Source organism: Chromobacterium sp. LK1, assembly GCF_001043555.1.
GTDB lineage: Bacteria > Pseudomonadota > Gammaproteobacteria > Burkholderiales > Chromobacteriaceae > Chromobacterium > Chromobacterium aquaticum.
In genome coordinates this window covers 1-22,900 of sequence record NZ_LDUI01000053.1, presented here as the reverse complement: position 1 = coordinate 22,900, position 22,900 = coordinate 1, and the positions used below count along the sequence as shown (strand labels likewise).

Annotated in this window: 23 protein-coding genes; 15 read left to right on the top strand and 8 right to left on the bottom strand. The window is 63.9% G+C overall.

Annotated elements, in window-relative coordinates:
* Window positions 1-4 precede the first annotated feature (4 nt).
* Both VI26_RS20725 and VI26_RS20720 read left to right on the top strand, forming a co-directional pair.
* On the top strand, window positions 5-757 hold the full coding sequence (locus tag VI26_RS20725) for a LytTR family DNA-binding domain-containing protein (protein ID WP_048411668.1): 753 nt from the start codon (window positions 5-7) through the stop codon (window positions 755-757).
* A gap of 64 nt (window positions 758-821) precedes the next feature.
* Window positions 822-1,331 carry a GNAT family N-acetyltransferase gene (locus tag VI26_RS20720; protein WP_048411702.1) on the top strand — a complete coding sequence of 170 codons (510 nt, stop codon included), beginning with the start codon at window positions 822-824 and terminating at the stop codon, window positions 1,329-1,331.
* Window positions 1,332-1,443: 112 nt separating this feature from the next.
* Here the strand turns inward: VI26_RS20720 and VI26_RS20715 are convergent, their stop codons facing one another.
* Window positions 1,444-2,205 carry an alpha/beta fold hydrolase gene (locus tag VI26_RS20715; RefSeq protein WP_048411667.1) on the bottom strand — a complete coding sequence of 254 codons (762 nt, stop codon included), beginning with the start codon at window positions 2,203-2,205 and terminating at the stop codon, window positions 1,444-1,446.
* Between the two features lie 82 nt (window positions 2,206-2,287).
* Complete coding sequence (locus tag VI26_RS20710) at window positions 2,288-3,223, bottom strand: LysR family transcriptional regulator (RefSeq protein WP_048411666.1); 936 nt, start codon at window positions 3,221-3,223, stop codon at window positions 2,288-2,290.
* A gap of 129 nt (window positions 3,224-3,352) precedes the next feature.
* Between VI26_RS20710 and VI26_RS20705 the strand changes: the two genes are divergently transcribed.
* The 4 genes from VI26_RS20705 to VI26_RS20690 all read left to right on the top strand — a co-directional run bounded on the left by VI26_RS20705 (window position 3,353) and on the right by VI26_RS20690 (window position 7,611).
* Complete coding sequence (locus VI26_RS20705) at window positions 3,353-4,546, top strand: MFS transporter (protein ID WP_048411665.1); 1,194 nt, start codon at window positions 3,353-3,355, stop codon at window positions 4,544-4,546.
* A 63-nt stretch (window positions 4,547-4,609) separates the two neighbouring features.
* The gene (dkgB, locus tag VI26_RS20700; protein WP_048411664.1) at window positions 4,610-5,410 is read left to right on the top strand and encodes a 2,5-didehydrogluconate reductase DkgB; all 801 of its coding nucleotides are present in this window, start codon (window positions 4,610-4,612) and stop codon (window positions 5,408-5,410) included.
* 328 nt (window positions 5,411-5,738) lie between these two features.
* Window positions 5,739-6,956, top strand: a complete 1,218-nt coding sequence (locus VI26_RS20695) for a 6-phosphofructokinase (RefSeq protein WP_082151188.1) — start codon at window positions 5,739-5,741, stop codon at window positions 6,954-6,956.
* Window positions 6,957-7,311: 355 nt separating this feature from the next.
* Window positions 7,312-7,611, top strand: coding sequence for a putative quinol monooxygenase (locus VI26_RS20690; RefSeq protein ID WP_048411663.1), 300 nt, complete (start codon window positions 7,312-7,314; stop codon window positions 7,609-7,611).
* Between the two features lie 56 nt (window positions 7,612-7,667).
* Here VI26_RS20690 and VI26_RS20685 read toward each other — a convergent pair whose 3' ends face one another.
* From VI26_RS20685 to VI26_RS20675, 3 genes are all read right to left on the bottom strand, one after another.
* Window positions 7,668-8,852, bottom strand: a complete 1,185-nt coding sequence (locus tag VI26_RS20685; protein ID WP_048411662.1) for a NupC/NupG family nucleoside CNT transporter — start codon at window positions 8,850-8,852, stop codon at window positions 7,668-7,670.
* Window positions 8,853-9,113: 261 nt separating this feature from the next.
* The gene (gene rlmD / locus VI26_RS20680; RefSeq protein ID WP_048411661.1) at window positions 9,114-10,652 is read right to left on the bottom strand and encodes a 23S rRNA (uracil(1939)-C(5))-methyltransferase RlmD; all 1,539 of its coding nucleotides are present in this window, start codon (window positions 10,650-10,652) and stop codon (window positions 9,114-9,116) included.
* Window positions 10,653-10,696: 44 nt separating this feature from the next.
* On the bottom strand, window positions 10,697-11,404 hold the full coding sequence (locus VI26_RS20675) for a metalloregulator ArsR/SmtB family transcription factor (RefSeq protein WP_048411660.1): 708 nt from the start codon (window positions 11,402-11,404) through the stop codon (window positions 10,697-10,699).
* A 124-nt stretch (window positions 11,405-11,528) separates the two neighbouring features.
* Between VI26_RS20675 and VI26_RS20670 the strand changes: the two genes are divergently transcribed.
* Both VI26_RS20670 and VI26_RS20665 read left to right on the top strand, forming a co-directional pair.
* Complete coding sequence (locus VI26_RS20670) at window positions 11,529-12,032, top strand: DUF2938 domain-containing protein (protein WP_048411659.1); 504 nt, start codon at window positions 11,529-11,531, stop codon at window positions 12,030-12,032.
* Between the two features lie 141 nt (window positions 12,033-12,173).
* The gene (locus VI26_RS20665) at window positions 12,174-13,148 is read left to right on the top strand and encodes a L,D-transpeptidase (protein WP_082151185.1); all 975 of its coding nucleotides are present in this window, start codon (window positions 12,174-12,176) and stop codon (window positions 13,146-13,148) included.
* 1 nt (window position 13,149) lies between these two features.
* Here the strand turns inward: VI26_RS20665 and VI26_RS20660 are convergent, their stop codons facing one another.
* Window positions 13,150-14,571: a PLP-dependent aminotransferase family protein gene (locus VI26_RS20660; protein ID WP_048411658.1), complete on the bottom strand. Its 1,422-nt coding sequence runs from the start codon at window positions 14,569-14,571 to the stop codon at window positions 13,150-13,152.
* A gap of 207 nt (window positions 14,572-14,778) precedes the next feature.
* Here VI26_RS20660 and VI26_RS20655 point away from each other — a divergent pair, with 207 nt between their 5' ends.
* Complete coding sequence (locus VI26_RS20655) at window positions 14,779-15,408, top strand: LysE family translocator (RefSeq protein ID WP_048411657.1); 630 nt, start codon at window positions 14,779-14,781, stop codon at window positions 15,406-15,408.
* Window positions 15,409-15,558: 150 nt separating this feature from the next.
* Window positions 15,559-16,191, top strand: coding sequence for a bifunctional 2-polyprenyl-6-hydroxyphenol methylase/3-demethylubiquinol 3-O-methyltransferase UbiG (locus tag VI26_RS23430; RefSeq protein ID WP_231581075.1), 633 nt, complete (start codon window positions 15,559-15,561; stop codon window positions 16,189-16,191).
* Between the two features lie 19 nt (window positions 16,192-16,210).
* Here VI26_RS23430 and VI26_RS20645 read toward each other — a convergent pair whose 3' ends face one another.
* Together VI26_RS20645 and aroA are read right to left on the bottom strand one after the other, a co-directional pair.
* Window positions 16,211-16,642 (bottom strand): nucleoside triphosphate pyrophosphohydrolase family protein, encoded by a 432-nt coding sequence (locus tag VI26_RS20645; RefSeq protein WP_048411656.1) that lies wholly within the window; start codon window positions 16,640-16,642, stop codon window positions 16,211-16,213.
* Between the two features lie 117 nt (window positions 16,643-16,759).
* Window positions 16,760-18,052 (bottom strand): 3-phosphoshikimate 1-carboxyvinyltransferase, encoded by a 1,293-nt coding sequence (gene aroA, locus VI26_RS20640; protein WP_048411655.1) that lies wholly within the window; start codon window positions 18,050-18,052, stop codon window positions 16,760-16,762.
* Between the two features lie 218 nt (window positions 18,053-18,270).
* Between aroA and cmk the strand changes: the two genes are divergently transcribed.
* The 5 genes from cmk to lapB all read left to right on the top strand — a co-directional run bounded on the left by cmk (window position 18,271) and on the right by lapB (window position 22,786).
* A complete protein-coding gene (gene cmk, locus VI26_RS20635) occupies window positions 18,271-18,939 on the top strand; it encodes a (d)CMP kinase (RefSeq protein WP_048411654.1) in 669 nt (222 codons plus the stop codon).
* Between the two features lie 92 nt (window positions 18,940-19,031).
* Window positions 19,032-20,723 carry a 30S ribosomal protein S1 gene (rpsA, locus tag VI26_RS20630; protein WP_156183983.1) on the top strand — a complete coding sequence of 564 codons (1,692 nt, stop codon included), beginning with the start codon at window positions 19,032-19,034 and terminating at the stop codon, window positions 20,721-20,723.
* A gap of 7 nt (window positions 20,724-20,730) precedes the next feature.
* Window positions 20,731-21,045, top strand: coding sequence for an integration host factor subunit beta (locus VI26_RS20625; protein WP_048411652.1), 315 nt, complete (start codon window positions 20,731-20,733; stop codon window positions 21,043-21,045).
* Window positions 21,046-21,179: 134 nt separating this feature from the next.
* The gene (locus VI26_RS20620) at window positions 21,180-21,473 is read left to right on the top strand and encodes a lipopolysaccharide assembly LapA domain-containing protein (protein ID WP_048411651.1); all 294 of its coding nucleotides are present in this window, start codon (window positions 21,180-21,182) and stop codon (window positions 21,471-21,473) included.
* 152 nt (window positions 21,474-21,625) lie between these two features.
* Complete coding sequence (gene lapB, locus VI26_RS20615; RefSeq protein WP_048411698.1) at window positions 21,626-22,786, top strand: lipopolysaccharide assembly protein LapB; 1,161 nt, start codon at window positions 21,626-21,628, stop codon at window positions 22,784-22,786.
* Window positions 22,787-22,900 lie beyond the last annotated feature (114 nt).

Here is a 22,900-nt window from a genome sequence, read left to right as displayed (position 1 = left end):
ATTAATGAGCAAACTGAGCGCGGTGATCGCCGACGACGAGCGCCTGATGCGCGAGCAACTGCGCATGGCCTTGCAGCGGGTATGGCCGGAGTTGAGGATAGTGGCCGAGGCCCACGACGGCGCCGAGGCGGTGGAATTGGTGCGCGAACACCGGCCGGACCTGGCTTTCCTGGACATCACCATGCCGGTGCAGAACGGCATCGCCGCGGCGATGGAGATAGACGGCCTGTGCCCGGTGGTGTTCGTCACCGCTTACGATCAATACGCGATCAAGGCCTTCGAGGAAGGCGCGGTGGACTATCTGCTCAAGCCGGTGGAGGACGAGCGGCTGCTGCGTACGCGCCAGCGCTGGGAGCAGCGGCAGCTGACGCTGCCGTCGCATTGGCAGGCATCCTTGCAACAACTGAGCCGCCAATTGGCGCGGCCGGATTATCTGCGCTGGATCAAGGCCTCGGTAGGCAACAGCCTGCGCATGATCAGCACCGGTGAGGTGCTGTTCTTCCAGTCCGATGAAAAATACACCCGGGTGCAGACCGCCGCTTGCGAAGCCTTGATCCGCATGCCGATCAAGGAACTGTTGCAGACGCTGGACCCGGACGAATTCTGGCAGATCCACCGCTCCACCCTGGTGCGGGTGGACGCCATCGAACAGATCAAGCGCGATGACGGCCAGCGCGGCCTCATGCTGCAATTGCGCGGCTACCCCGAGCCGCTGGAAGTCAGCCGCAGCTACGCCCATCTGTTTCAGCGCATGTGAGCCAGCCGCCGCGGCCGGCATGAAAACTGCTTGATCCTGTCCCATGATCCATGGGGAGAACAAGATGATGCGCATCAGACTCGCGCCGGCGCTGGCGGCCGGCGATTATTCGCGCTTGAGCGCGCTGTTGGCCGATAGTGTGGCCGGCGGCGCCTCGGTGGGCTTTCTCGCGCCCTTGCCGATGGCGGAGGCCGCCGCCTACTGGGCGCAGGTGGACGCGCTGTTGGGGCCGGGATTGCAACTATGGCTGGCGGAAGAGGGCGAGGAACTGCTGGGCTGCGTGCAGCTGGCGCCTTGCCAGCGAGGCAACGGCCGCCACCGCGCCGAGGTGCAGAAGCTCTTGGTGCATTCCGCCCGCCGCGGCCGCGGCGTGGCGCGCCAATTGATGGCGGCGCTGGAAGATCATGCACATAAACAGGGCATCCGCCTGCTGGTGTTGGACACCGAGGCCGGTTCCGGCGCGGAGGAGGTTTACCGCAAGCTGGGTTGGCGCAAAAGCGGCGAGATTCCGGATTACGCCGCCAGCCCGGACGGCCGCCTGCATCCCACCGCCTATTACTTCAAACAGCTGTGATGTGTCCGACTTTATGAAACCTCTCTCGAGCGCCGCCGCGAGATAGTGATGCGGCACTCGCGATGCGTTTGCGCCTAGTCATGCTTTTGCTCGCGAGGTTTTGAACTGGCTTTTAGCGCGGGCTTATCGCCGCCAGCGCGTCGCGCACCGCGGCGAGCGCCAGCTCCGGCTCGGATAATTGGGGGAAATGGCCGCTGCCGGCGGTGACGACGCGGCAGCCGCGCGGCGACAGCGCCGCCAGCCGACGTTGGCCGGCGACGCGAGCGTCCAACTCCGCTTGGGACGTCAGCCAGGACAGCATCGGCGGCGCGGCGCACAGCAGGGTCAGCGGGATGTCCGGAAACGGCGGCGCCTCGGCGATCTGCTCCACGCTGCGGCTCAGCTGGCCGGTTTCGTTCAGGGTGTCCCTGTCCTGGGCCAGATCCAAGGCCCGACGAAGCCATTGGCTCAGTCGGCCTTGCCGCGCCTGGCGCGCGTCCATCTCCTCCGGCGCGCTGGCGTCCAGCCACACCACGGCGGCCACTTCGCCGGCGTAGCTGCGGGCGAACAGATTGGCGATCAAGCCGCCCAGCGCGTGGGCCACCAGCACATAGGGCGGAGCCAGGTCCGCCTTGAACAGCAGCGCGCGCAGGGTTTCCATCATCGCCGCGCCGGTCTGCGCCTCGCGCGCGCTACCGCTATTGCCTATGCCGCAGCGGTTGTAGGCGAACACGGTGCCGAGCGCGGCGAGCGCGGGCAGCATCTTGTACCAGCCTTCCAGCGGAGCGCCGGCATCGTTGATCAGCACGATGGGCGGCGCGCCGCTGCCGGCGAGCAGGTATTCCATCGGCACGCCGTCTATGGCGGCGCTGAGTTTGGGCGGCAGGGTGCTCATGGCGCAAGCGGGAGGCCGAAGGGCCTGAAAGTGGTCTATCTCCATGTTTTTGTAAGTAAAAAATTAATTCAGTTCCTGAATATCATGATGATGGTGCATTTTCTTGCGCAAACAACGGCCGGCTCAGGCTTGGTCCCAGCTCCTGCGCCAGGTAGTCCACCCAGGCGCTGACACGCGGCGCCAGCGCGCCTTGCTTGTAGAACACCGCCCAGATGGTCTGGCTCCACGGCAGGCTGACGGCGTCCAGCACCGGCAGCAAGCGGCCGCTCAGCAGATCTTCTGCGGTGAGCAGGTCGTTGAGACAGGCGATGCCGGCGCCGTGCAAGGCCAGGTGCAGCAGGGTTTCGCCGCTGGAGGCGGTCAGCGTCGGCTGGATCGCCAGCCCATTGCCGCCGCGGTGGCGCAGCGGCCATAGATTGAGCGTTTCCGGCGCGGTGAAGCCCAGCAGCCGGTGCCGCGCCAGCGCGTCCACGCTATCCGGCGCGCCGTGGCGGCTCAGATAGTCCGGCGCGGCCACCAGGCGGACGCGGCTGTCGCCCAGGCGGCGGGCATTGAGGCTGGAGTCCGCCAGCGCGCCCATGCCGACGCGGATGGCGACGTCGGCGCGTTCTTCTATCAGGTCGACGATGCCTTCCGCGCCGGTCAGCTCCAGCCGCACCTGTGGGTAGCGTTCCAGAAAGCCGGCCGTCAGCGGCGCGATCAGCCGGGTGAGGATGGGGGTGGCGGCGTTGACGCGCAGCAGGCCGCTGGGTTGGGCCAGGCTGGCGGCGAGTTGGGTCTCGGTGTCCCGTAGCTCGGCCAGGATATGGCGCGCGCGCTCCAGCAGCCAGCGGCCTTCGGCGGTCAGGTCCAGCCGGCGGGTGGTGCGGGTGATCAGCGCCACGCCCAGCTGTTTTTCCAGCCGGCTGACACTGCGGCTGATGCCGGACGGGGTCTGACCCAGGCGTTCCGCGGCGGCGGAGAAGGAGCCGGCGTCTATGACTGAGACAAACGCAATCAGCGCTTCCATTGGCAGCATTGTTGATTCCAAGTCAAAAGTTATTGTCAGTGAAGCGGATTTTTCCGCGGCTGGCAAGCGCGCAGAATGCGGCCCTATTCGCTGGGTCCGCGTGAGCGGGCCGATCCGGCTTTTCTTTGGGAGAACACCATGCCGCTTGCCTTATGGGCGCTGACCTTGAGCGCCTTCGCCATTGGCACCACCGAATTCGTCATCGTGGGCCTGATTCCCACCGTCGCCGCCAGCCTGGGGGTGTCGCTACCGTCCGCCGGTCTGCTGGTCAGTCTTTACGCCTTGGGCGTGGCGGTGGGCGCGCCGCTGTTGACCGCGCTGACCGGCCGCGTGCCGCGCAAGCCCCTGCTGCTGGGGCTGATGGCCTTGTTCACGCTGGGCAATCTGGTGGCCTGGCAGGCACCGGGCTACCAGGCGCTGATGGCGGCGCGGGTGCTGACCGGCCTGGCGCACGGGGTGTTCTTTTCCATAGGCTCCACCATCGCCACCGGCCTGGTCAGCAAGGACAAGGCGGCCAGCGCCATCGCGCTGATGTTCAGCGGTCTGACGGTGGCCTTGGTGACCGGGGTGCCACTGGGCACCTTCATCGGCCAGACCCTGGGCTGGCAGGCCACCTTCCTGGCGGTGTCGCTGCTGGGCGTGCTGGCCTTCATCGGCAGCCTGTTGTTGGTACCCAGGGATATTCCGCAGCCGCCGCCGGCCTCGCTGGCCGCGCAGCTGGCGGTGCTGAAGCGGCCGCGGCTATTGCTGGTCTACGCGATGACGGCCTTGGGCTACGGCGGTTCTTTCATCGCCTTCACCTATCTGGCGCCCATTCTGGAACAAGTCAGCGGTTTCGCGCCGTCGCGGGTGGGGCTGGTGATGCTGGTGTACGGCGTGTCGGTGGCGGTGGGCAATATCTGGGGCGGCCGGCTGGCGGACCGCAAGGGGCCGGTGCGCGCCTTGCAACTGATCTTCGGCTTGTTGGCGCTGGTATTGCTGGCGCTGAGCTTCACCGCGCCGTCGCCGGCGTGGGTGCTGGTCACGGTGCTGGCCTGGGGCGCGGTGGCTTTCGGCAATGTGGCCGGTCTGCAGCTCTATGTGGTGCGGCAGGCGGAACGCGACGCGCCGCAGGCGGTGAACGTGGCCTCCGGCCTGAACATCGCCGCCTTCAATGTCGGCATCGCCGGCGGCGCTTGGGCCGGCGGCTGGGTGGTGGCGGAGCTGGGTCTGTTGGCCACGCCGTGGATAGGCGCCTTGGTGGTGCTGGCGGCCCTGGGCTTGACCACCTGGTCCGGCGTGTTGGACCGCCGCGCGGCGCGCGCGCCGACCATGTGTTCGCAAGCGGTTTGACCGCCGGCGCAGGATGATGGCAATAAAGCGCCGCAGGGCGCGTAACTGAAAGGATGTTTAATCATGGATATGCCAAAAATAGGTTTGGGAACCTTCCGCCTGCAAGGGCAACAAGTGGTGGACTCGGTTTTGACCGGGCTGGAGTTGGGCTACCGCCACATCGACACCGCGCAGATTTACGGCAACGAGGCCGAGGTGGGGCAGGCGCTGCGCCAGAGCGGGTTGCCACGCGAGCAGGTGTTTCTCACCACCAAGATCTGGACCGAGAACCTGGGGCGGGAAAAATTGGCCGACAGCCTGCGCCGCAGCCTGGATCTGCTGGGCGTGGAGCAGGTGGACATGACGCTGATCCATTGGCCGTCGCCCGGCGACGAACTGCCGGTGGCGGAATATATGGAAGCGCTGGCCCTGGCCAAGCAGCAGGGGCTGACGCGGCGGATAGGCGTGTCCAATTTCACCATCGCCCATCTGCGCCAGGCGCTGGCGGCGGTGGGGCCGGGCGAGATCGCCAATCAGCAGGTGGAAGTGCATCCCTTTTTGCAGAACCGCAAGCTGCTGGCCTTCTGCCGCGAGCAGGGCGTGCCGGTCACCGCCTATATGCCTCTGGCCTACGGCAAGGTGATGGACGAGCCGCTATTGCGCGAAATCGCCGCGCGGCATCGGGCCAGTCCGGCGCAGCTGGCCTTGGCCTGGCTGTTGCAGCAGGAGGTGGCGGTGATCCCGTCGTCCACCCGGCGCGCCAATCTGGCAGCCAATCTGCAGGCGGCGGCGTTGCGCTTGAGCGAGGCGGAGATGGACGCCATCGCCGGCCTGGAGCGCGGCGAGCGGCTGGCCGCTCCGGAGTTCAGTCCGCGCTGGGATTAAGAGCCTGTTCAAAGTCTCGCGAGCAAGGGCGAGACAAGGCGAAAACGAGCGAAAAAGCGGAATGTACAAGTGGTACATGAGCATTTTGAGCTTGGTTTCAACGCCGTATCGCCGAAGCGCAGCAGACTTTGAACAGGTTCTAAGAGGCGGCAGGCGGCGGCCTGTAGCGCGGCGGCAACTTGCAGCGGGGTTTGCCGCCGGTCAAGGAAATCGGGTTTGAGCGGCACCTGTGGCTTGAGGGGGCTTTTCGGCCAGTGGTATGTTTGTGGTATTCCCGGCTCGGCCGCGCGCCGCGCCGTTTGATTCTCCATTTCTCCAGGTGGCGATGATGTCCAAACCCCGTGCCGTATATTTGCAGTCGGGCGGCCCGACTGCGGTGTTGAACGCTTCCGCGCAGGGCGCGATAGAAACCGCGCGCCAGCGCGGTCTGTCGATGTACGGCGCTTTCGACGGCCTCGCCGGCCTGCTGGACGGCCGGCTATGCGATATCGACGCGGTGTCGGATGAGGCCATCGCCCAGCTCGCCTTCATGCCGGGCGGCAGCTTTGGCGTCAGCCGGCGCATGATAGGCAGCTTCGCCGAGGCCGGCGATGACTGGCGGCGGTTGCGCGAGGTGCTGGCCCGGCACGACATCCATTATCTGCTGGTCAACGGCGGCAACGGTTCGCTGGGCTGCGCCGAGCGCTTGGCGGAGTTCGAGCGCCACATGGGTTATCCGCTCAAGGTGGTGGGCATTCCCAAGACCATAGACAACGATCTGGTGGGCACCGACAACAGCCCCGGCTACGGTTCTTCCGCCAAGTTCCTGGCCAGCGCGATGCGCGAGGTGGGCCTGGACATGACCAGCATGGGCTGGGGCCGGGTCTTCATCATGGAAACCATGGGCCGCCATACCGGCTGGCTGGCTGCGGCCTGCGCGGCGGCGGCGCGCAATGAGCGCGAAGCGCCGCATTTGTTGCTGCTGCCGGAGGTGGCATTCGACGCCGAGCGTTTCCTCGCCGCGGTGGACGACAGGCTGGCGCGTTTCGGCCAGTGCGCGATCGCGGTGGCGGAGGGCATCACTGACGCCGATGGCCGCTTCGTCGCCGAGGCCAAGAAGTCCGAGGTCTACGGCCATGAGCAACTGGGCGGCGCCGGCCACTGGATCGCTCAACTGCTGCTGCGCGAGCGCGGCATTTCCGCGCACGTGGCGCAGGTGGATTATCTGCAGCGCGCCGGCGGCCATCTGGGTTCCAGCATGGATGTGCGCCAGGCCTACATCATGGGCGAGCGGGCGGTGGAATGGCTGCTGGCCGGCAAGAGCGGCGTGATGGCCGGCATCAAGCGCATTCAGGACCATCCCTATTGCTGGGACGTGGTGGAGGTGCCGCTATCGGAGGTGGGCGATCAGGAGAAGCGCTTGCCGCCGGAATTCATCGGCGCGGACGGCTTCAGCGTGACGCCGGCCTTCCTCGACTATGTGCGCCCCTTGATGGAGGGCGAGCGGATTCCGCCGTTCAAGGATGGATTGCCGGATTATCGGCCCATCGCCTGGCCCAAGGTTTGAGGGCGGGAGACACTGGATGGAACAACCCGGCTGGCGCCGGGTTTTTTATTGCCCAGTTGCGTGGCGTTTTCAAACCCGGATTGAAAGAGTCTGCGCGCGGTCGGTCTGTTTGGTCTTGCGCGGCGTCTTCAGACTGACGGTTGGAGGCGTAGGCCAGCGCGCCGCCGCCGCATCATCATCCCAAGAGCCTGTTCAAAGTCTCGCGAGCCAGAGCGAGACAAGGCGAAAACGAGCGAGAAAGCGGAATGATCAAGCGGTACATGAGCATTTCGAAGCGGGTTTCAACGCCCATTTCCATCCATCCCGCCGAAGCGCAGCAGACTTTGAACGGGCTCTAAGAACGGAGAACCACATCATGACGACATTACCCCTGACCAGCATCGCCGTGCTCAAGGCCAAGCCCGGCCAGCGCGACGCCTTGCGCGAGGCCTTGACCGCCTTGGTCGAGCCCACGCGCCGCGAGGCGGGCAACCTCGATTACACCTTGTTCGAACTCACGGACGAGCCGGGCAGCTTTTACATGCGGGAAGCCTTCGTCAGCCGCTCCGCGCTGGACGAGCACTTGGCCACGCCTTATTTCCAGGCTTTCGAAAAGCGCTTCGATGAATTGCTGGCTGAGCCGATCAAGCTGATTTTCCTCGACAAGGTGGCTTGAGGCGGGAAATGAAACAGGCCCGGCATGGGCCGGGCCTGTTGGAGGAGGGGGCTGGCTTACAGCACCAAACCGCCGATCAGCGCCGACAGAATGCTGACCAGGGTGGAGCCGTACACCAGTTTCAGGCCGAAGCGGGACACCATATTGCCACGTTCCTCGTCCAGGCCCTTGACCGCGCCGGCGATGATGCCGATGGAACTGAAGTTGGCGAAGGACACCAGGAAGATGGAGATCACGCCTATGGTGTATTCCGACAGCTGGGCGGTGAGCTTTTTCAGTTCCATCATCGCCACGAATTCATTGGTCACCAGTTTGGTGGCCATGATGCTGCTGGCCGGCATGATGTCGGCGGCCGGGATGCCCATCAGCCAGGCGAAGGGGTAGAACACATAGCCCAGCACATACTGGAAGTTGACGCCGAAGATGGCGTCGAAGATGTGGTTGACGGTGGTGATCAGCGCGATGAAGCCGATCAGCATCGCGCCGACGATCACGGCGATCTTGAAGCCGGCCATGATGTAATCGCCCAGCATTTCGAAGAAGGACATGCGGTGGGCGGCTTCGGCGCTGATCAATTCATCGTCGTCGCGGCTGGCGTCGTAGGGGTTGATCAGCGACAGGATGATGAAGGTGCTGAACAGATTGAGGATCAGCGCGGTGACCACGAAACGTGGCTGGATGATCTGCATATAAGAGCCGACGATGGACATCGACACCGTGGACATCGCGGTGGCGGCCAGCGTGTACATGCGCTTTTCCGAGAAGCTGCCGATGATGTTCTTGTAGGCGATGAAGTTCTCGGACTGGCCGACGATCATGGAGCCGACGGCGTTGAAGGACTCGATCTTGCCCATGCCGCTGATCTTGGCCAGCACCCAGCCTATGCCGCGTATCACCCAGGGCAGCACGCGGATGTGCTGCAGGATGCCGATCAACACCGAGATGTAGACGATGGGCATCAGCACCTTGAGGAAGAAGCTGAACTCGCCCTGATTGAGCAGGCCGCCGAACACGAAGTTGGTGCCTTCGCCGGCATAGCTCATCAATTTGTCGAACACGCCGGCCACGCCGCCGACCAGGGTCAGGCCGTAGCTGGAGTGCAGCAGGAAGTAGGCCAGCGCCATCTCCACCACGATCAGTTGCAGCACGTAGCGGATCTTGATGTTCTTGCGGTCGCGCGCCACCAATTGGGTCAGCAGGAAGACCACCAGCAGTCCGAAGACGAATTGAAGTATGTGCATATCTATTGCCTTGATGGGCCGTCCTTCAGGCAGGAGCGGCGATGTTGGCGGGCGGGCCCGCTGTGTGTGCTTGCGATCTCGTTATCGGTTTAACCGGTGAATTTTGACATGAAGAGATGCGCTATTCCATGTAAAAAGCATTAGCGCCTCACTGTGCGCCAATCCGTCGTTGCCGACTACCCGTTTTGGTCAAACAAGCTGCATTGCCCGCCGGCAAAAATAAAGCCCCCGGCCGCGGCCGGAGGCTTATCGCATGCGGGTTTATTGCGCTTGCTGTTCCGCTTCGCGGCGGGCTTGCTCGGCGAAATAATAATCGCGGCGCGCTTGCTTGGCGGCTGCCTTTTCCGCCAGTTCCTGCTCCTTCTTGGCGGCTTCCGCCGCCGCCTCGGCGCGCTGGGCGGCCTTGATCGCTTCGCGCTCGGCTTCCTCGGCGGCTTCGATCGCGGCGATTTCGCTGCGGCTCTTGCACGGACCGGTCTTTTCGAACCAGGCCACCGATTCCACGTGGGCGGTGTGCGGGAACATATTGATGATGCCGGCCGTTTTCAGCGTGTAGCCCTTGGTGTGCACCAGCACATTGGCGTCGCGCGCCAGCGTGGCCGGGTTACAGGACACGTAGACGATGCGCTTGGGCGCGGTGTCCTCGGTGATGGCTTTCAGCAGCTGCACCGCACCGTCGCGCGGCGGGTCCACCAGCATCTTGTCGAAGCGACCGAGCGCGGCGAAGGATTCCTCGGTGACTTCGAACAGATTGGCCATTTCATAGCTGACCTTGTCCTGCAGGCCGTTGTGGGTGGCGTTTTCCACCGCGCGCTTGACCAGGGCCTGGCTGCCTTCCATGCCGTGAACCTTGGCGCCGGAGCGGGCGATGGGCAGGGTGAAGTTGCCGATGCCGCAGAACATGTCGGCGATGCGCTCGCCCGGCTGCGGGTCCAGGAATTTCAGCGCGCGCGACACCATCACCGCGTTGATTTCAGGGTTCACCTGGGTGAACTCGGTGGGGTAGTAGGGCATCTCCACGCGGTATTCCGGCAGGCTGTAAGTCAGCTTGGGCGCGTCCAGCGGATAGATCGGATAACAGGTGTCCGGACCCTTGGGTTGCAGCCAGATCTGCAGCGGCCGCGCCTGGCTGCCATGGGTGTCGGAGAAGGCGCGCAGCACGGCGTGGTCGGCATCGTTGATGGCTTCCATATTGCGGAACACCAGGATGTCCACCTTATCGCCCACCGCCAGCTCCACCTGGGGCATGCGATTGTTGATCGACAGCTTGTAGATCATCTCGCGCAGCGGCACGATCAGGTCCGAGATATGGCGCGGCAGGATATGGCATTCGCTCATATCGGTGATGTAGGTGGAGCGCTTCTCGTGGAAGCCCACCAGCACGCCGCCTTTTTTCTCCACCAGCCGCGCCGACATCCGCGCGCGATGGCGGTAATGCCAGGCCGGGCCGGCGATCGGGGTCAGCACTTGCTGCGGCTTGACCCGGCCGATGCGGGCCAGATTGTCTTCCAGCACTCTTTGCTTGACCGCCACCTGGGCGCTGAACTCCACATGCTGCATCGAACAGCCGCCGCAGGTGCCGTAATGCGGACAGCGCGGCTGTGTGCGCAGGAAGCTTTCCTTCAGCACCTGGCTGGTGTTGGCGTTTTCGTAGGACGACTTCTTGCGGTAGGCGCTATAGACCACGGTTTCGTACGGCAGTGCGCCATCGATGAAGATGGTCTTGCCGTCTACGTGGGCGACCCCCCGGCCTTCGTGATCCAGCGATTCGACCTGGGCGATAGTCTGTTTGTGCGTCATGGTGTTGCGTGGAAAATCAATCGGAAAGCGGTAATTTTCTCAAATTATCCGGCGGCGCGCAGGGGTTTTTTGCCGACGACGGCGGCGGCGCCGACTTCAACCTCCAGCCCGGCCGCCTTCCATTGCGGAAAGCCGCTGTCCAGCCGCCTGGCGTTCAGGCCGCGCGCGCGCAGCGCCGCCACCGCCTGGGTGGACAGCACGCAATAGGGGCCGCGGCAATAGGCGATGATCTCGGCGCCGGCGCGCAGCTGCTCCAGACCGTGTTCCAGCAGCTCCGGCGGCAGATTGAGCGCGCCGGGCAAATGGCCGGCCGCGTACTCATCCGCCGGGCGCACGTCCAGCAAGATGAGGTCGCCGTCGTTCAGCCGCCGCAGCAGTTCGTCCAGCGTCACGCCGTCCAGCGCCTCGGGCCGCGCCGCGGCATCGTTCAGCAGCGCGCGGATGGCGCCGCGTTGGTGCTCGGCCTGACGGCGCAGCGCGTCCAGCACGGCCAGAATGGGGCCGTCGCCCAGCCGGTACAACACATGCTTGCCGTCGCGGCGCGACAACACCAGTCCGGATCGTTTCAGGTGTTGCAGGTGTTGCGAGGCATTGGCGATGGACAGGCCGGCCAACTCGGCCAGCCGCTCAACCGGGCGTTCGCCCTGGGCGATGTGTTCCAGCAACAGCAGGCGGTGGGCATGACTCAGGGTGCGGGCCAGTTCGGCCAGATCGGCGAAGCGTTCCGGAGCGGGCGGGGCGGCGGTGGGCATGAGCGGCTTTCAAAATATCATTCAATCAATCTATTTAATGATAGTCTATTGACTGGATTTTGTCTGCGCCTGCTCGTGCTCAGCGGCTTGCTGCGGACATTGAATGGTTCTGCGAGGAGAAGGCATGGATGCGGTAGCGGAATGGCTGGCGCGCGGCGCGCTGGTGGGTGTCGGCGCCACGGCGGTGATGGATGCGTGGGCATGGTTGCTGCGACGGGGCTTTGGCGAGCCGTCGCTGGATTATGCGCTGGTGGGGCGCTGGATAGGGCATTGGCGGCGGGGCCGCTTCCGTCACGCTGGCATCGTCCGCGCCGAGCCGGTGCGCGGCGAACGGGCGCTGGGTTGGCTCGCGCATTATCTGATTGGCGTGGTGTTCGCTTTGTTATTGTTGGCGGCGTGCGGCGCGGCCTGGTGGCGGGAGCCGACGCCGGGACCGGCGCTATTGTTCGGCCTTGCCAGCGTGGCGGCGCCGTTTTTGCTGATGCAGCCGGCGATGGGAGCGGGCTTCTTCGCCGCGAAGACGCCACAACCCTGGGTGACGCGTCGGCGCAGCCTGATGGCGCACGCTAGCTTTGGCGTCGGCCTGTACGCGGCGGCCTGGGTCTTGGCGCCTTGGCCGGCGCTTTGAGGCGAGGCCGGCCATGCTGACGTAAAACCGACAATATTGTCGGACAATATTGCTTGGGCCGAGGTTTGGTAATAGTCAGAATCTTGCTTTTCCACGCTTTCTGTTAGAATCGAACAATAGTGATTTCAAATATGGTGCGGTATGTTGAAGCGATGTATTGGGCTGTTTGGGGTGCTGGGATTGGGCGCGGCGACGGTTGCCGGCGCGGCGGTGATTCCCGAGCCCGATGTGCAAGTCAGCCCCACTGGCCTGCATCTGGTGCTCAATCTGCCGCAAGCCAGGTTGTTCCAGTACCAGGATGGCCACTTGTCCAAGATCTACCCGGTGGCGGTGGGCAAGATGTTGACCCAGACGCCTATCGGCAGCTTCGACATCACCGGCATCTACAAGGCGCCGGCCTGGCATGTGCCGCGCTCCATCCAGGAAGAAATGCGCCGCAGCGGCAAGGAAGTGCAGACCGTGGTGCCGCCGGGGCCCAATAACCCGCTGGGGCCGGTGTTCATCCGTTTCGGCGAGGCCAAGCTGGGCCTGGGCTTCCATGGCACCAATGCGCCGGGTTCGGTGCCGGGCTTCCGTAGTCATGGCTGCGTGCGCATGAAAAACGATGACGCCTTGCTGCTGTCCAAGACCGTCACCCGCGGCGACGCGGTGACGGTGGCCTATCAGACCGTGTTGCTGAACCAGGACGCGGCCGGCAATCTGTGGCTGACCGCTTACCGCAATCATTACAAGCAGGATGATCCTTCTTTCCCGATGCTGGCGGAAACGCTGCTGGCCTGGCAGAAGCAGAAGTCCGCGGTGGTGTACGGCGCGCGGGTGGATCAGGCCTTGAAGGCGCGCAAGGGCGTGCCGGTGTGCCTGACCTGCAAGGACGTGGCCAAGGCCAAGGTGGACGGTGATCTGGCGGTGGTGCGTTGGCTATCGCCCGGTCAGACCGGCGACACCCAGTTCGCGCGCGAGCCGGCTGGCCGCGAGCCGGGCGGCCCGCTGCCCACCCTGGCCGCGCCGCCGGCATCTGCGCCGCAACACGCTCCGGCGGCGGCGCCGTCGTCGGCTCCGTCTTCCTCGCGCGCCGCGGTGCGCGCCCAGCCGCGCGGCAACGGCCGCCCGGCCTGATTCAGTCGGCCATCTCTCCCGCCAATTCCCCAACGCGCCGCAAGGCGCGTTCGTACGCCGGGTTCCACGGATAGCAGCAGGACAGCCGCACGCAGTTGCGGTAGCGGCCCTTGGCCGAGTACAGCGCGCCGGGCGCCACGGTGATGCGTTCGGCCAGCGCGGCCTGGAACAGCTCCATGGTGTCCACGCCGCTGGGCAGCTCCACCCACAGCAGGCAGCCGCCGGACGGCGAGGTGGCGCGCGTCTGCGCCGGGAAGCAACTGGCGACGGTGCCGCGCAACCGTTCCATCTGGCTCATGAAGTGGCGGCGTATCAGCCGCAGGTGATGATCGTAGCCGCCGGTTTCCAGGTATTCCGCCAGTGTTTCCTCCAAGAGCCGCGGCTGGGCCAGCGAACTGGCGAACTTCAGCCGCGTCACCTCGCGCAGAAAGCGTCCCGGCGCGATCCAGCCGATGCGGAAGCCCGGCGCCAGCGTCTTGCTGTAGCTGGAGCACAGCAGCACCCAGCCGTCGCGGTCATAGGCCTTGACCGCGTCCGGGGTGGCGCCGTCGTAATGCAGATCGGCATGCGGCACGTCCTCGATCAGCGGCACCTGGTATTCATTGACCAAGGCCGCCAGCCGCTGCTTGGCCTCGGCCGGCATGGTGCAGCCCAGCGGATTGTGCACCGTGGGCATGGCGACGATGGCGTTGAGCCGCTTTTCCGACAGCAATAGTTCCAGCGCGTCCAGCGACAGGCCGTTGGCCGGGTGGGTGGGAATCTCGATCACGCTCAGGCCCAGGTTCTTCAAGGTGGGCAGCAGCGCGAAATAAGTGGGCGACTCCAGTCCCACGGTGTCGCCCGGCTTGCAGCAGGCGCGCAAGGCCAGTTGCAGCGCCTCGGTGCAGCCATTGGTGATCACCAGGTCCTCGGCCGCCAGCACGCAGCCCCAACTGACCGCGCGCTGGGCGATCTGGCGGCGCAGCCGTTCCGAGCCGGGCGGGAACGGATAATCGGTGGTCAGTTCCGGATGCTGGCGCAGCAGCCGCCCCATGATGTGCTTGAAGCGGGTGGTGGGGTAGAAATCGCTGCCGCGCGGGCTGGCCAGCGACAGGTCGATGTAGTCGGCGCGGGTCTGCGCCGTCATCACCGCCTCGATCTGATCCACCACTTCGCCGGTGTGATGGGCGGCGCTTTGCCGGCGCATGCGCGGCAAGGGCAGGGTGGCGGCGGATTTGACGTAGAAGCCGGACTGCGGCCGCGCTTCTATCAGGCCGCGGTCTTCCAGCGTGCGATAAGTCATCAGGATGGTGGACGGGCTGACCTTGTGCATTTCGCAGGCTTTGCGCACCGAGGGCAGCCGTTCGCCGGGCTGCACCACCCCGGTCTGGATCAGGGTGATCCATTCGTTCACCAGTTGCTGATACAGGGGTTCATCGCTCATGCCCGGGCCTCGCTCACAGAATTCGTGGATTCCATCGGTACAGTTTCCTTGGAAAATGACCGTAACAGTTTGTCGATTGTAAAACTGTTATGGTTCCAATTCAATTTTTCTGAATCTGTATTCGTCACTGCCGCGGCGTTATCATTTCCGCCATTGGAAACCAAGGCGTCCGGATTCTTCCGGCGTCTGCAATGGGCTGGAACGGTAATGAATTTTGTTGCATTGGTGACTTATTTGCTGGTGATGTCGATCACGCCGGGGCCGAACAATCTGGTGCTGGCGTCTTCCGGGGTCAATCACGGGTTTTCGCGCACGGTGCCGTCGCTACTCGGCATGTCGCTGGGCTTGTCGGTTCAGGTGGGGCTGCTGACCGTGTTCCTGGGCGGGCTGATGTCGGTGATCGCCTCGGTGCAGGTCTACCTGGCGGTGGCCGGCTGCCTGTATCTGCTGTGGTTGTCCTGGGGCATGGCGCGCTCGGCGCCGGCCGCGGGCGAATCCGGCGGCGCGCCGATGGGGTTTTGGGGCGGGGTGTTGTTCAACTGGCTCAACCCGAAAGTCTGGTTGATGGGCTTCAATATCGCGATGGTGTTTCTGCCGGCCAAGATGAACGCCTGGCATGCCGGCCTGCTGTTCGCCGCGCTGACCTTCGTCATCGGCCTGCCGTGCATCGCCTTGTGGGCGGGCTCCGGAGTGGCCGCGCGCCGTTTGCTGGCGTCGCCGCGCCGGCTGCGGGCATTCAATTGCGGCATGGCGGCGATGCTGGCGCTGACCGCGGTCTGGCTGTTGCTGGAAATGCTGCCGGCGCAGTCGATGCAGGCCTTGCCGCAAATGATTTGATGAATAGCTGAATCGATTGTGATGTCCTTGCGATGCTCATCGCCTATTCTGTCCAAAAGGATGGGTGGCCTATCGGACAGGTAATCCGGACGAAGGGTCCGGGCCGAGATGGGCCGGTCAGGCGCAAAGCCGATATCGGGGGCATCATCAATGACAGCAGCGGGATTCGACGGCGTGTACCGTTCGAGCACGTCGTTCTACGGGGATCAACCATCGCCGTCTCTGGTCCAGTATCTGGACAAATATCATGTATCGGCCGGCGGCGCCGGCCTGGATTTGGGCTGCGGCCAGGGGCGAAACGCCTTGTTCCTGGCGCGGCTGGGCTTTGCGATGACAGCGGTGGATGGCTCGTCCGAGGCGATTGCGCGCCTGGGCGAAACGGCGGACGAACGCCGCCTGAACGTGGCCGGCAAGGTGGCGGACCTGGCCGGCTTGCAACTGGAAGCGGAGCATTACCGGCTGATCGTCGCCAACACCTCGCTTGACCATCTGGATGCGGCCGCCGGGGCGGCGCTGGCGCGGCGGATGGAGGAGGCGCTGGAGCCGGGCGGTTATCTGTTCGTGTCGGTATTCATGGTCAACGATCCCGGCTGCGATGCCCAGGGGCGGGTGGCGAGCGAGACGGCGTCCTATGTCCGGCACTACTATCAGCCGGACGAATTGCGCCGCCAGTTCGCCGCGCTGACGCTATTGGCCTACCAGGAGGAGTTCGCGCTGGATGTCGGCCACGGTCAGCCGCATTATCACGGCATCGCCCGATTGTTTGCGCGGCGCGATCATTGAGCGCGCGGCGTAGCCGAGATTAAATGGGGTCTTGGGATTCCCGCGCCCGGCGTATCACCCCCTCCTTGTCGGCCGGCCGCCAGCCGGCCGGCTTCAGCACCTTGCCGTCCTCGCGACGCACAATCTTGCCGTCCACGCATTTGCGCATATTGGCGGCGTGGATTTCGCGCGCCATCTCCTCCAGCGGCAGGCCTTGCGACATCAGCAGTCCGCTGAGCACATTGAGCACGTCCACGCCTTCGGCCAGCAGTTCCGCCATCCGTCGCGAGCGTTCCGCCTCGTCGCCGTCCTGGCGTTTATAGTCGGCCAGCGCGTGCTGGAATTCGGCCAGTTCTTCCTCCAGCATGGTTTCCCACATTGCCAGCTGCTGCGGCTGCCACTGCGGCCGCGCCGGGCTGGGGATGTCGAACTGCTGCATGAATTGGCGGCGCAAGGCAAAGAAATTTTCCATGATGTAGATTTTTTTGTTTTTAATAATCTATATATTGTGTTTTATTGCGGTGCAGGGCGCAAGGCTTGGCCAAGAAAAAACCCCGCCGGAGCGGGGTTGTCGAGCGGGGCGGCTGGCTCAGGCCTGCGCTTGCAGCGCCGCCAGCGCGTCGAAATAATCGGGGAAGGTCTTGGCCACGCACTTGGGGTCGTTGATGGTGACCGGCGCGCCCAGCAGCGAGACCAGGGAGAAGCACATCGCCATGCGGTGATCGTCATAGGTGTCGATTTCGGCATCGGGGGTCAGCGCCGACGGCGGGGTGATGCGGATATAGTCCTGGCCTTCTTCCACCACGGCGCCGACCTTGCGCAGCTCCGCGGCCATCGCGCTCAGGCGGTCGGTTTCCTTGACGCGCCAGCTTTCGATATTGCGCAGCGTGCTGGTGCCGTCGGCGGCCAGCGCCGCCACCGCCAGGGTCATCGCCGCGTCCGGGATGTGGTTGAAGTCGGCGTCTATCGCCTTGAGCGGGAGCGTGGCGCTGGCTTCTATCCAATTGGGGCCCATGCGGACTTCGGCGCCCATCAGCCGCAGCGCGTCGGCGAATTTGACATCGCCCTGGATGCTGTCCGTGCCCACGCCTTCCACCCGCACCGGGCCGCCGGCCAGCGCGCCGGCGGCGAGGAAATAGGACGCGCTGGAAGCGTCGCCTTCCACGTGCACTTCGCCAGGGGAGATATAGCTCTGGCCGCCGGGGATGGTGAAGCGCCGCCAGCCGTCGCGTTCAACCCGCACCCCGAAGCGCGCCATCAGGTTGAGGGTGATTTCGATATAAGGCTTGGAGATCAGCTCGCCGCTGACTTCGATGACCGCGGTTTCGCCGGTCAGCGGCAGCGCCATCAAGAGGGCGGTGAGGAACTGGCTGGACACATTGCCCTTCACCGGAATGGGGCGGCCGGCTTCCAGTTGCGCCGGCATGATGGTCAGCGGCGGAAAGCCGGTATTGCCCTGGTACTGGATTTGCGCGCCGGCCACACGCAGCGCGTCCACCAGGTCGCCGATCGGACGTTCATGCATGCGCGGCACGCCGCTGAGCTGGTAATGGCCCTGCATCAGCGCCAGCGCCGCGGTCAGCGGACGGAAGGCGGTGCCGGCGTTGCCCAGGAACAGGTCGGCGTTCTTGACCGGGAATTCACCGCCGACGCCTTGCACGCGGAAGTCGCGGCTGTCGCCGATCTGCTCGATCTCCACGCCCAGCAGCTTCAGCGCCGCCAGCATGTGGCGGATGTCGTCCGAATCCAGCAGCTCGCGCACCAGGGTGCTGCCATTGCCCAGCGCGGCCAGCAGCAAGGTGCGGTTGGAGATGCTTTTCGAGCCGGGAAGCTTGATGGCGCCGGATAGATGGCGGACGGGGGCGAGATGCAGTTGTTCCATGGCGGTTCTGAGTCTTGTGTGCTTGATTGGCGGATGGCGCCGCGGCGCCCGTCGGACAATGTAACCGCCATCGCCGCATTTGCGCAAACCCGGCGCCGGGTTTCGCCGCGCGGAGAATCTTGCTGTGCCGGCCGGCGGCTTGCGATAAAATCGCCGGTTTGGCCGGCTGGCCACGCATGTGGCCGCCAGCGCGAATTTTTGCAAGGATTTATCAGCACATGACCGCACCTGTCATCGCCATCGACGGCCCGTCCGCCTCCGGCAAGGGCACTGTCGCCGCCCTGGTCGCCGCGCGGCTGGGTTTTCATTATCTGGATTCGGGCTCGCTCTACCGGCTGCTGGCGCTGTTCGCGCAGCGCCGCGACATCGCTTGGGACGATGAGGCGGAGTTGGCCGCCGCCGCCGCCGGCCTGCCGGTGGAGTTCGCCGATGGCGCGGTGTGGCTGGCCGGCGAGGATGCCAGCGCGGCGATCCGGGCCGAGGAGATCGGCATCGGCGCGTCCAAGGTGGGCGCGCTGCCGGCGGTGCGCGCGGCGTTGTTGCAGCGGCAGCGCGATTTTTGCCGGGCGCCGGGCCTGGTGACCGACGGCCGCGACATGGGTTCGGTGGTGTTTCCCGCCGCGGCCTTGAAGGTGTTTTTGACCGCCAGCGCCGAGGAGCGCGCGGAGCGTCGCTATAAGCAGTTGATCGGCAAGGGAGATTCTGCTAATCTCCCACAGATTCTGCAGGACATTATCGATCGGGACGCGCGCGATGCCGCCCGGACGGTAGCGCCGCTGCGCCAGGAGCCGGACGCCTTTTTGCTCGATACCACGGAGCTGACCATAGACCAGGCGGTCGCACAGGTCCTACGCTGGTTCGAGGAAAGACAGGTCTCCGGCCTATGATTTTTTTGTCGGGTGAAAATGCTGCAAAGCAATAAACCCGTTGTGCAACCCTAACCCCGCACGCCGCAAGGCGCGCACCGAGAGTACGCTTGATGACTACCCTCTCCATGGAAAACTTCGCTCAGCTGTTTGAAGAGAGCCTGACCCTTCACGACATGCGCGTGGGCGAGGTGATCACTGCCGAAGTCGTAGCAGTTGATTCCAACTTTGTTACCGTAAACGCCGGCCTCAAGTCCGAGTCCCTGATCCCGGCCGAAGAATTCAAGAACGACCAAGGCGTGGTCGAAGTTGCCATCGGCGACTTCGTGACCGTAGCCATCGACGCGCTGGAAAACGGCTTTGGCGAGACCAAGCTGTCCCGCGAAAAAGCCAAGCGCCTGGCCGCTTGGGTTGAGCTGGAAGAAGCGCTGGAAACCGGCAAGATCCTGTCCGGTCTGATCAGCGGCAAAGTGAAGGGCGGCCTGACCGTTATGGTCAATGGCATTCGCGCCTTCCTGCCGGGTTCCCTGGTTGACGTGCGTCCGGTGAAAGACACCACCCCGTACGAAAACAAGCAGATCGAATTCAAGGTCATCAAGCTGGATCGCAAGCGCAACAACGTGGTTGTGTCCCGTCGTTCCGTGCTGGAAGAAACCCTGGGCGAAGAGCGCAAAGCTCTGCTGGAAACCCTGAAAGAGGGCGCCATCATCAAGGGTATCGTCAAGAACATCACCGACTACGGTGCGTTCGTTGACCTGGGCGGCATCGATGGCCTGCTGCACATCACCGACCTGGCATGGCGCCGCGTGAAGCACCCGTCCGAAGTTCTGGCCGTGGGCGACGAAGTGGAAGCCAAGGTACTGAAGTTCGACCAAGAGAAGAACCGCGTATCCCTGGGTCTGAAGCAACTGGGCGAAGATCCGTGGGTGGGCCTGTCCCGCCGCTACCCGTCCGGCACCCGTCTGTTCGGCAAGGTGACCAACCTGACCGACTACGGCGCGTTCGTGGAAATCGAACAGGGCATCGAAGGCCTGGTGCACGTGTCCGAAATGGACTGGACCAACAAGAACGTACACCCGTCCAAGGTTGTTCAGGTTGGCGACGAAGTGGAAGTCATGATCCTGGAAATCGACGAAGACCGTCGTCGTATCTCCCTGGGCATGAAGCAGTGCCTGGCCAACCCGTGGAACGAGTTTGCCGACAACTTCCACAAAGGCGACAAGCTGAAGGGCGCGATCAAGTCCATCACCGACTTCGGCGTGTTCGTTGGCCTGCCGGGCGGCATCGACGGCCTGGTTCACCTGTCCGACCTGTCCTGGAACGAAGCTGGCGAAGAAGCCGTGCGCAAGTTCAAGAAGGGCGACGAGGTTGAAGCCGTTGTTCTGTCCATCGACGTTGAGAAAGAGCGCATCTCCCTCGGCATCAAGCAGATGGAAGGCGATCCGTTCAACAACTTCGTTGCAATGAACGACAAGGGCGCCCTGGTTAAGGGTACCGTGAAGTCTGTTGACGCCAAGGGCGCCGTTGTGGCCCTGGACACCGATGTTGAAGGTTACCTGCGTGCTTCCGAACTGTCCCGCGACCGCGTGGAAGACGCTCGTTCCGTGCTGAAGGACGGCGAAGAAGTCGAAGCCGTGATCATCGCCGTGGACCGCAAGTCCCGCAACATCAGCCTGTCCATCAAGGCTAAAGACGCTCAGGAAGACAACGTTGCTCTGAAGAGCCTGTCCGTAGACAGCGCTTCCGCTGGCACCACCAACCTGGGTGCCCTGCTGAAGGCAAAACTGTCCGGCTCTAACGAGTAATTGAGACATGACCAAATCTGAGCTGATCGCTAGGCTGTCGGAACGACTTGCCGAGCGCAATTCTCAGTTGGTCTACAAAGACGCTGAATTGGCCGTCAAAACCATTTTGGATGCGATGGCCAATAACCTGGCGCAAGGGAATCGGATTGAAATCCGCGGTTTCGGTAGTTTTGATTTGAACTACCGTCCGCCGCGGATTGGCCGCAACCCCAAGTCGGGCACCAGCGTCTCGGTTCCTGAGAAATATGTGCCGCATTTCAAGGCTGGCAAGGAATTGCGCGAACGCGTCGACCTGTCCCTGATGGAGCAGAGCGAGGCCTGAGCGCCAATCTCCGGCTTAGCGAATCCGAAGCGCCGCTTTTGCGGCGCTTTTTCTTTGCGTCGCGGAAATTCCAGCTTGGGTTGCGCCGGGCTATCGTTTAAACTTGCACTCCGGCAAACAAATCGAGCGAGATCATGCGTTACCTGCTTCGTATCGTTGAATTGGCCCTGTTGGTATTCCTGATCGCGGTCACCGTGCAAAATAGCCACCCCGTCGAATTCAAACTGTTCTTCGGCGAGTCCTGGTCCGCGCCGTTGATCGTGTTTCTGCTGTTGTTCTTCGTCGCCGGCGCGCTGGTGGGCCTGTTGGCCACGCTGGGCTATTATCTGCGCAGCCGGAAAGAGCTTTCCCAATTGAAAAAAGAATTGCGCAACAGGCCTCCCGCCAGCAAGGTGATCAGCGATCCCAGCGACGCGATCGCGGACTGAGGAGGCCGGCGAGAGCGGCTGACAAAACCGGGTCTTGAAGCCCGCGTCGCCCGATGGGGCGCGCCGGGCGTTCGGGCGGCCGGGTTTTATCAGCCGTTCTTTTGTGATGCCGCTAGCAGCGGCTGTTGTTGTTTGTCCGGAAAGGATTGCTGTTGGAACTGGATTTGTGGTGGTTGCTATTGTTTCCGGCCTTTTTTGGCCTGGGTTGGTTTGCCGCGCGCGTGGACATGCGCACCGTGCTGAAACAGGCCAAGGCGGTGCCCACCGGCTTTTTCCGCGGCCTGGACGCCTTGGTGGAAGACAAGACCGACGTCGCCGCCTCGGCCTTGGCCGAAGTGGCGCGCCAGCAGGGCTCGGCGCTGGAATTGCAGCACACCTTGGGCAAGCTGTACCGCAAGCGCGGCGAGAACGACCGCGCCATCCGTCTGCATCAGCGCATGCTGGACGCGCCGGACCTGCCGGCCGAGCACCGCGACGCGGTGCGTTTCGAATTGGCCCAGGATTTTCGCAAGGCTGGTCTGGTGGACCGGGCCGAGGAAATTCTGCTCAAGCTGCAGGACGGCAATATGGGCCTGGCGGCGCGGCGCCAGTTGCTGGACATCTATCAGCAGGACCGCGACTGGCACAAGGCCATCGCCACCGCCAAGGAGTTGCGCAGCGACGCGCATTCCTTCCAGCACGAAGTGGCGCAGTTTTACTGCGAGCTGGCTCAGGGCGAGCTGTATAAATCCAATAGCGAGCAGGCGCGCCATTATGTGGGCGAGGCGTTTGCCGCCAACCGCAAATGCGTGCGCGCCAGCCTGATTCTCGGCGATATCGAATTCACCGAAGGTCGCATCGACGCGGCGATCGCCGCCTGGCAGAACATCGAAAAGCAGAACTACGAGTATCTGTCGATGGCGGCCGAGCGCATGTTCGACGCTTACGAGCGCATGGACAAGCCGCTGGAAGGCATCGCGCTGCTGCGCGGCTACCAAAAAACCTTCCCGCAGCTGGAGTTGACCGATCTGCTGTACCAGAAGATCGCCACTTACGAGGGCGAGGAAAAGGCGCTGGAAGTGGCGCGCGAGGGCGTGCACGCGCGCCCCAGTCTGTCCGGCGTGTATCGGCTGATCGAGGCGCAGATGGACGAATTGAGCCCGGAAGGGCGGATGGACGCGGAAGTGGCGCGCGCGCTGGTGCTCAAGCACGCGCAGCGCCTGAGCGTGCATCGTTGCAAATGCTGCAACTTCCGCTCGCGCGCCTTTTTCTGGCATTGCCCGGCCTGCGGCGAGTGGGAAGGCTTCACCGCCAACCGCTCGGAATCGCAGTAACAAGACATGGCTTAAGATTAAGCAGCCGCCCTGAGAACCTGTTTACGATCTGCTGCGCGTCGGCGGGATGGATGGAAATGGGCGTTGAAACCAAGCTCAGTGCTCATGTACCAC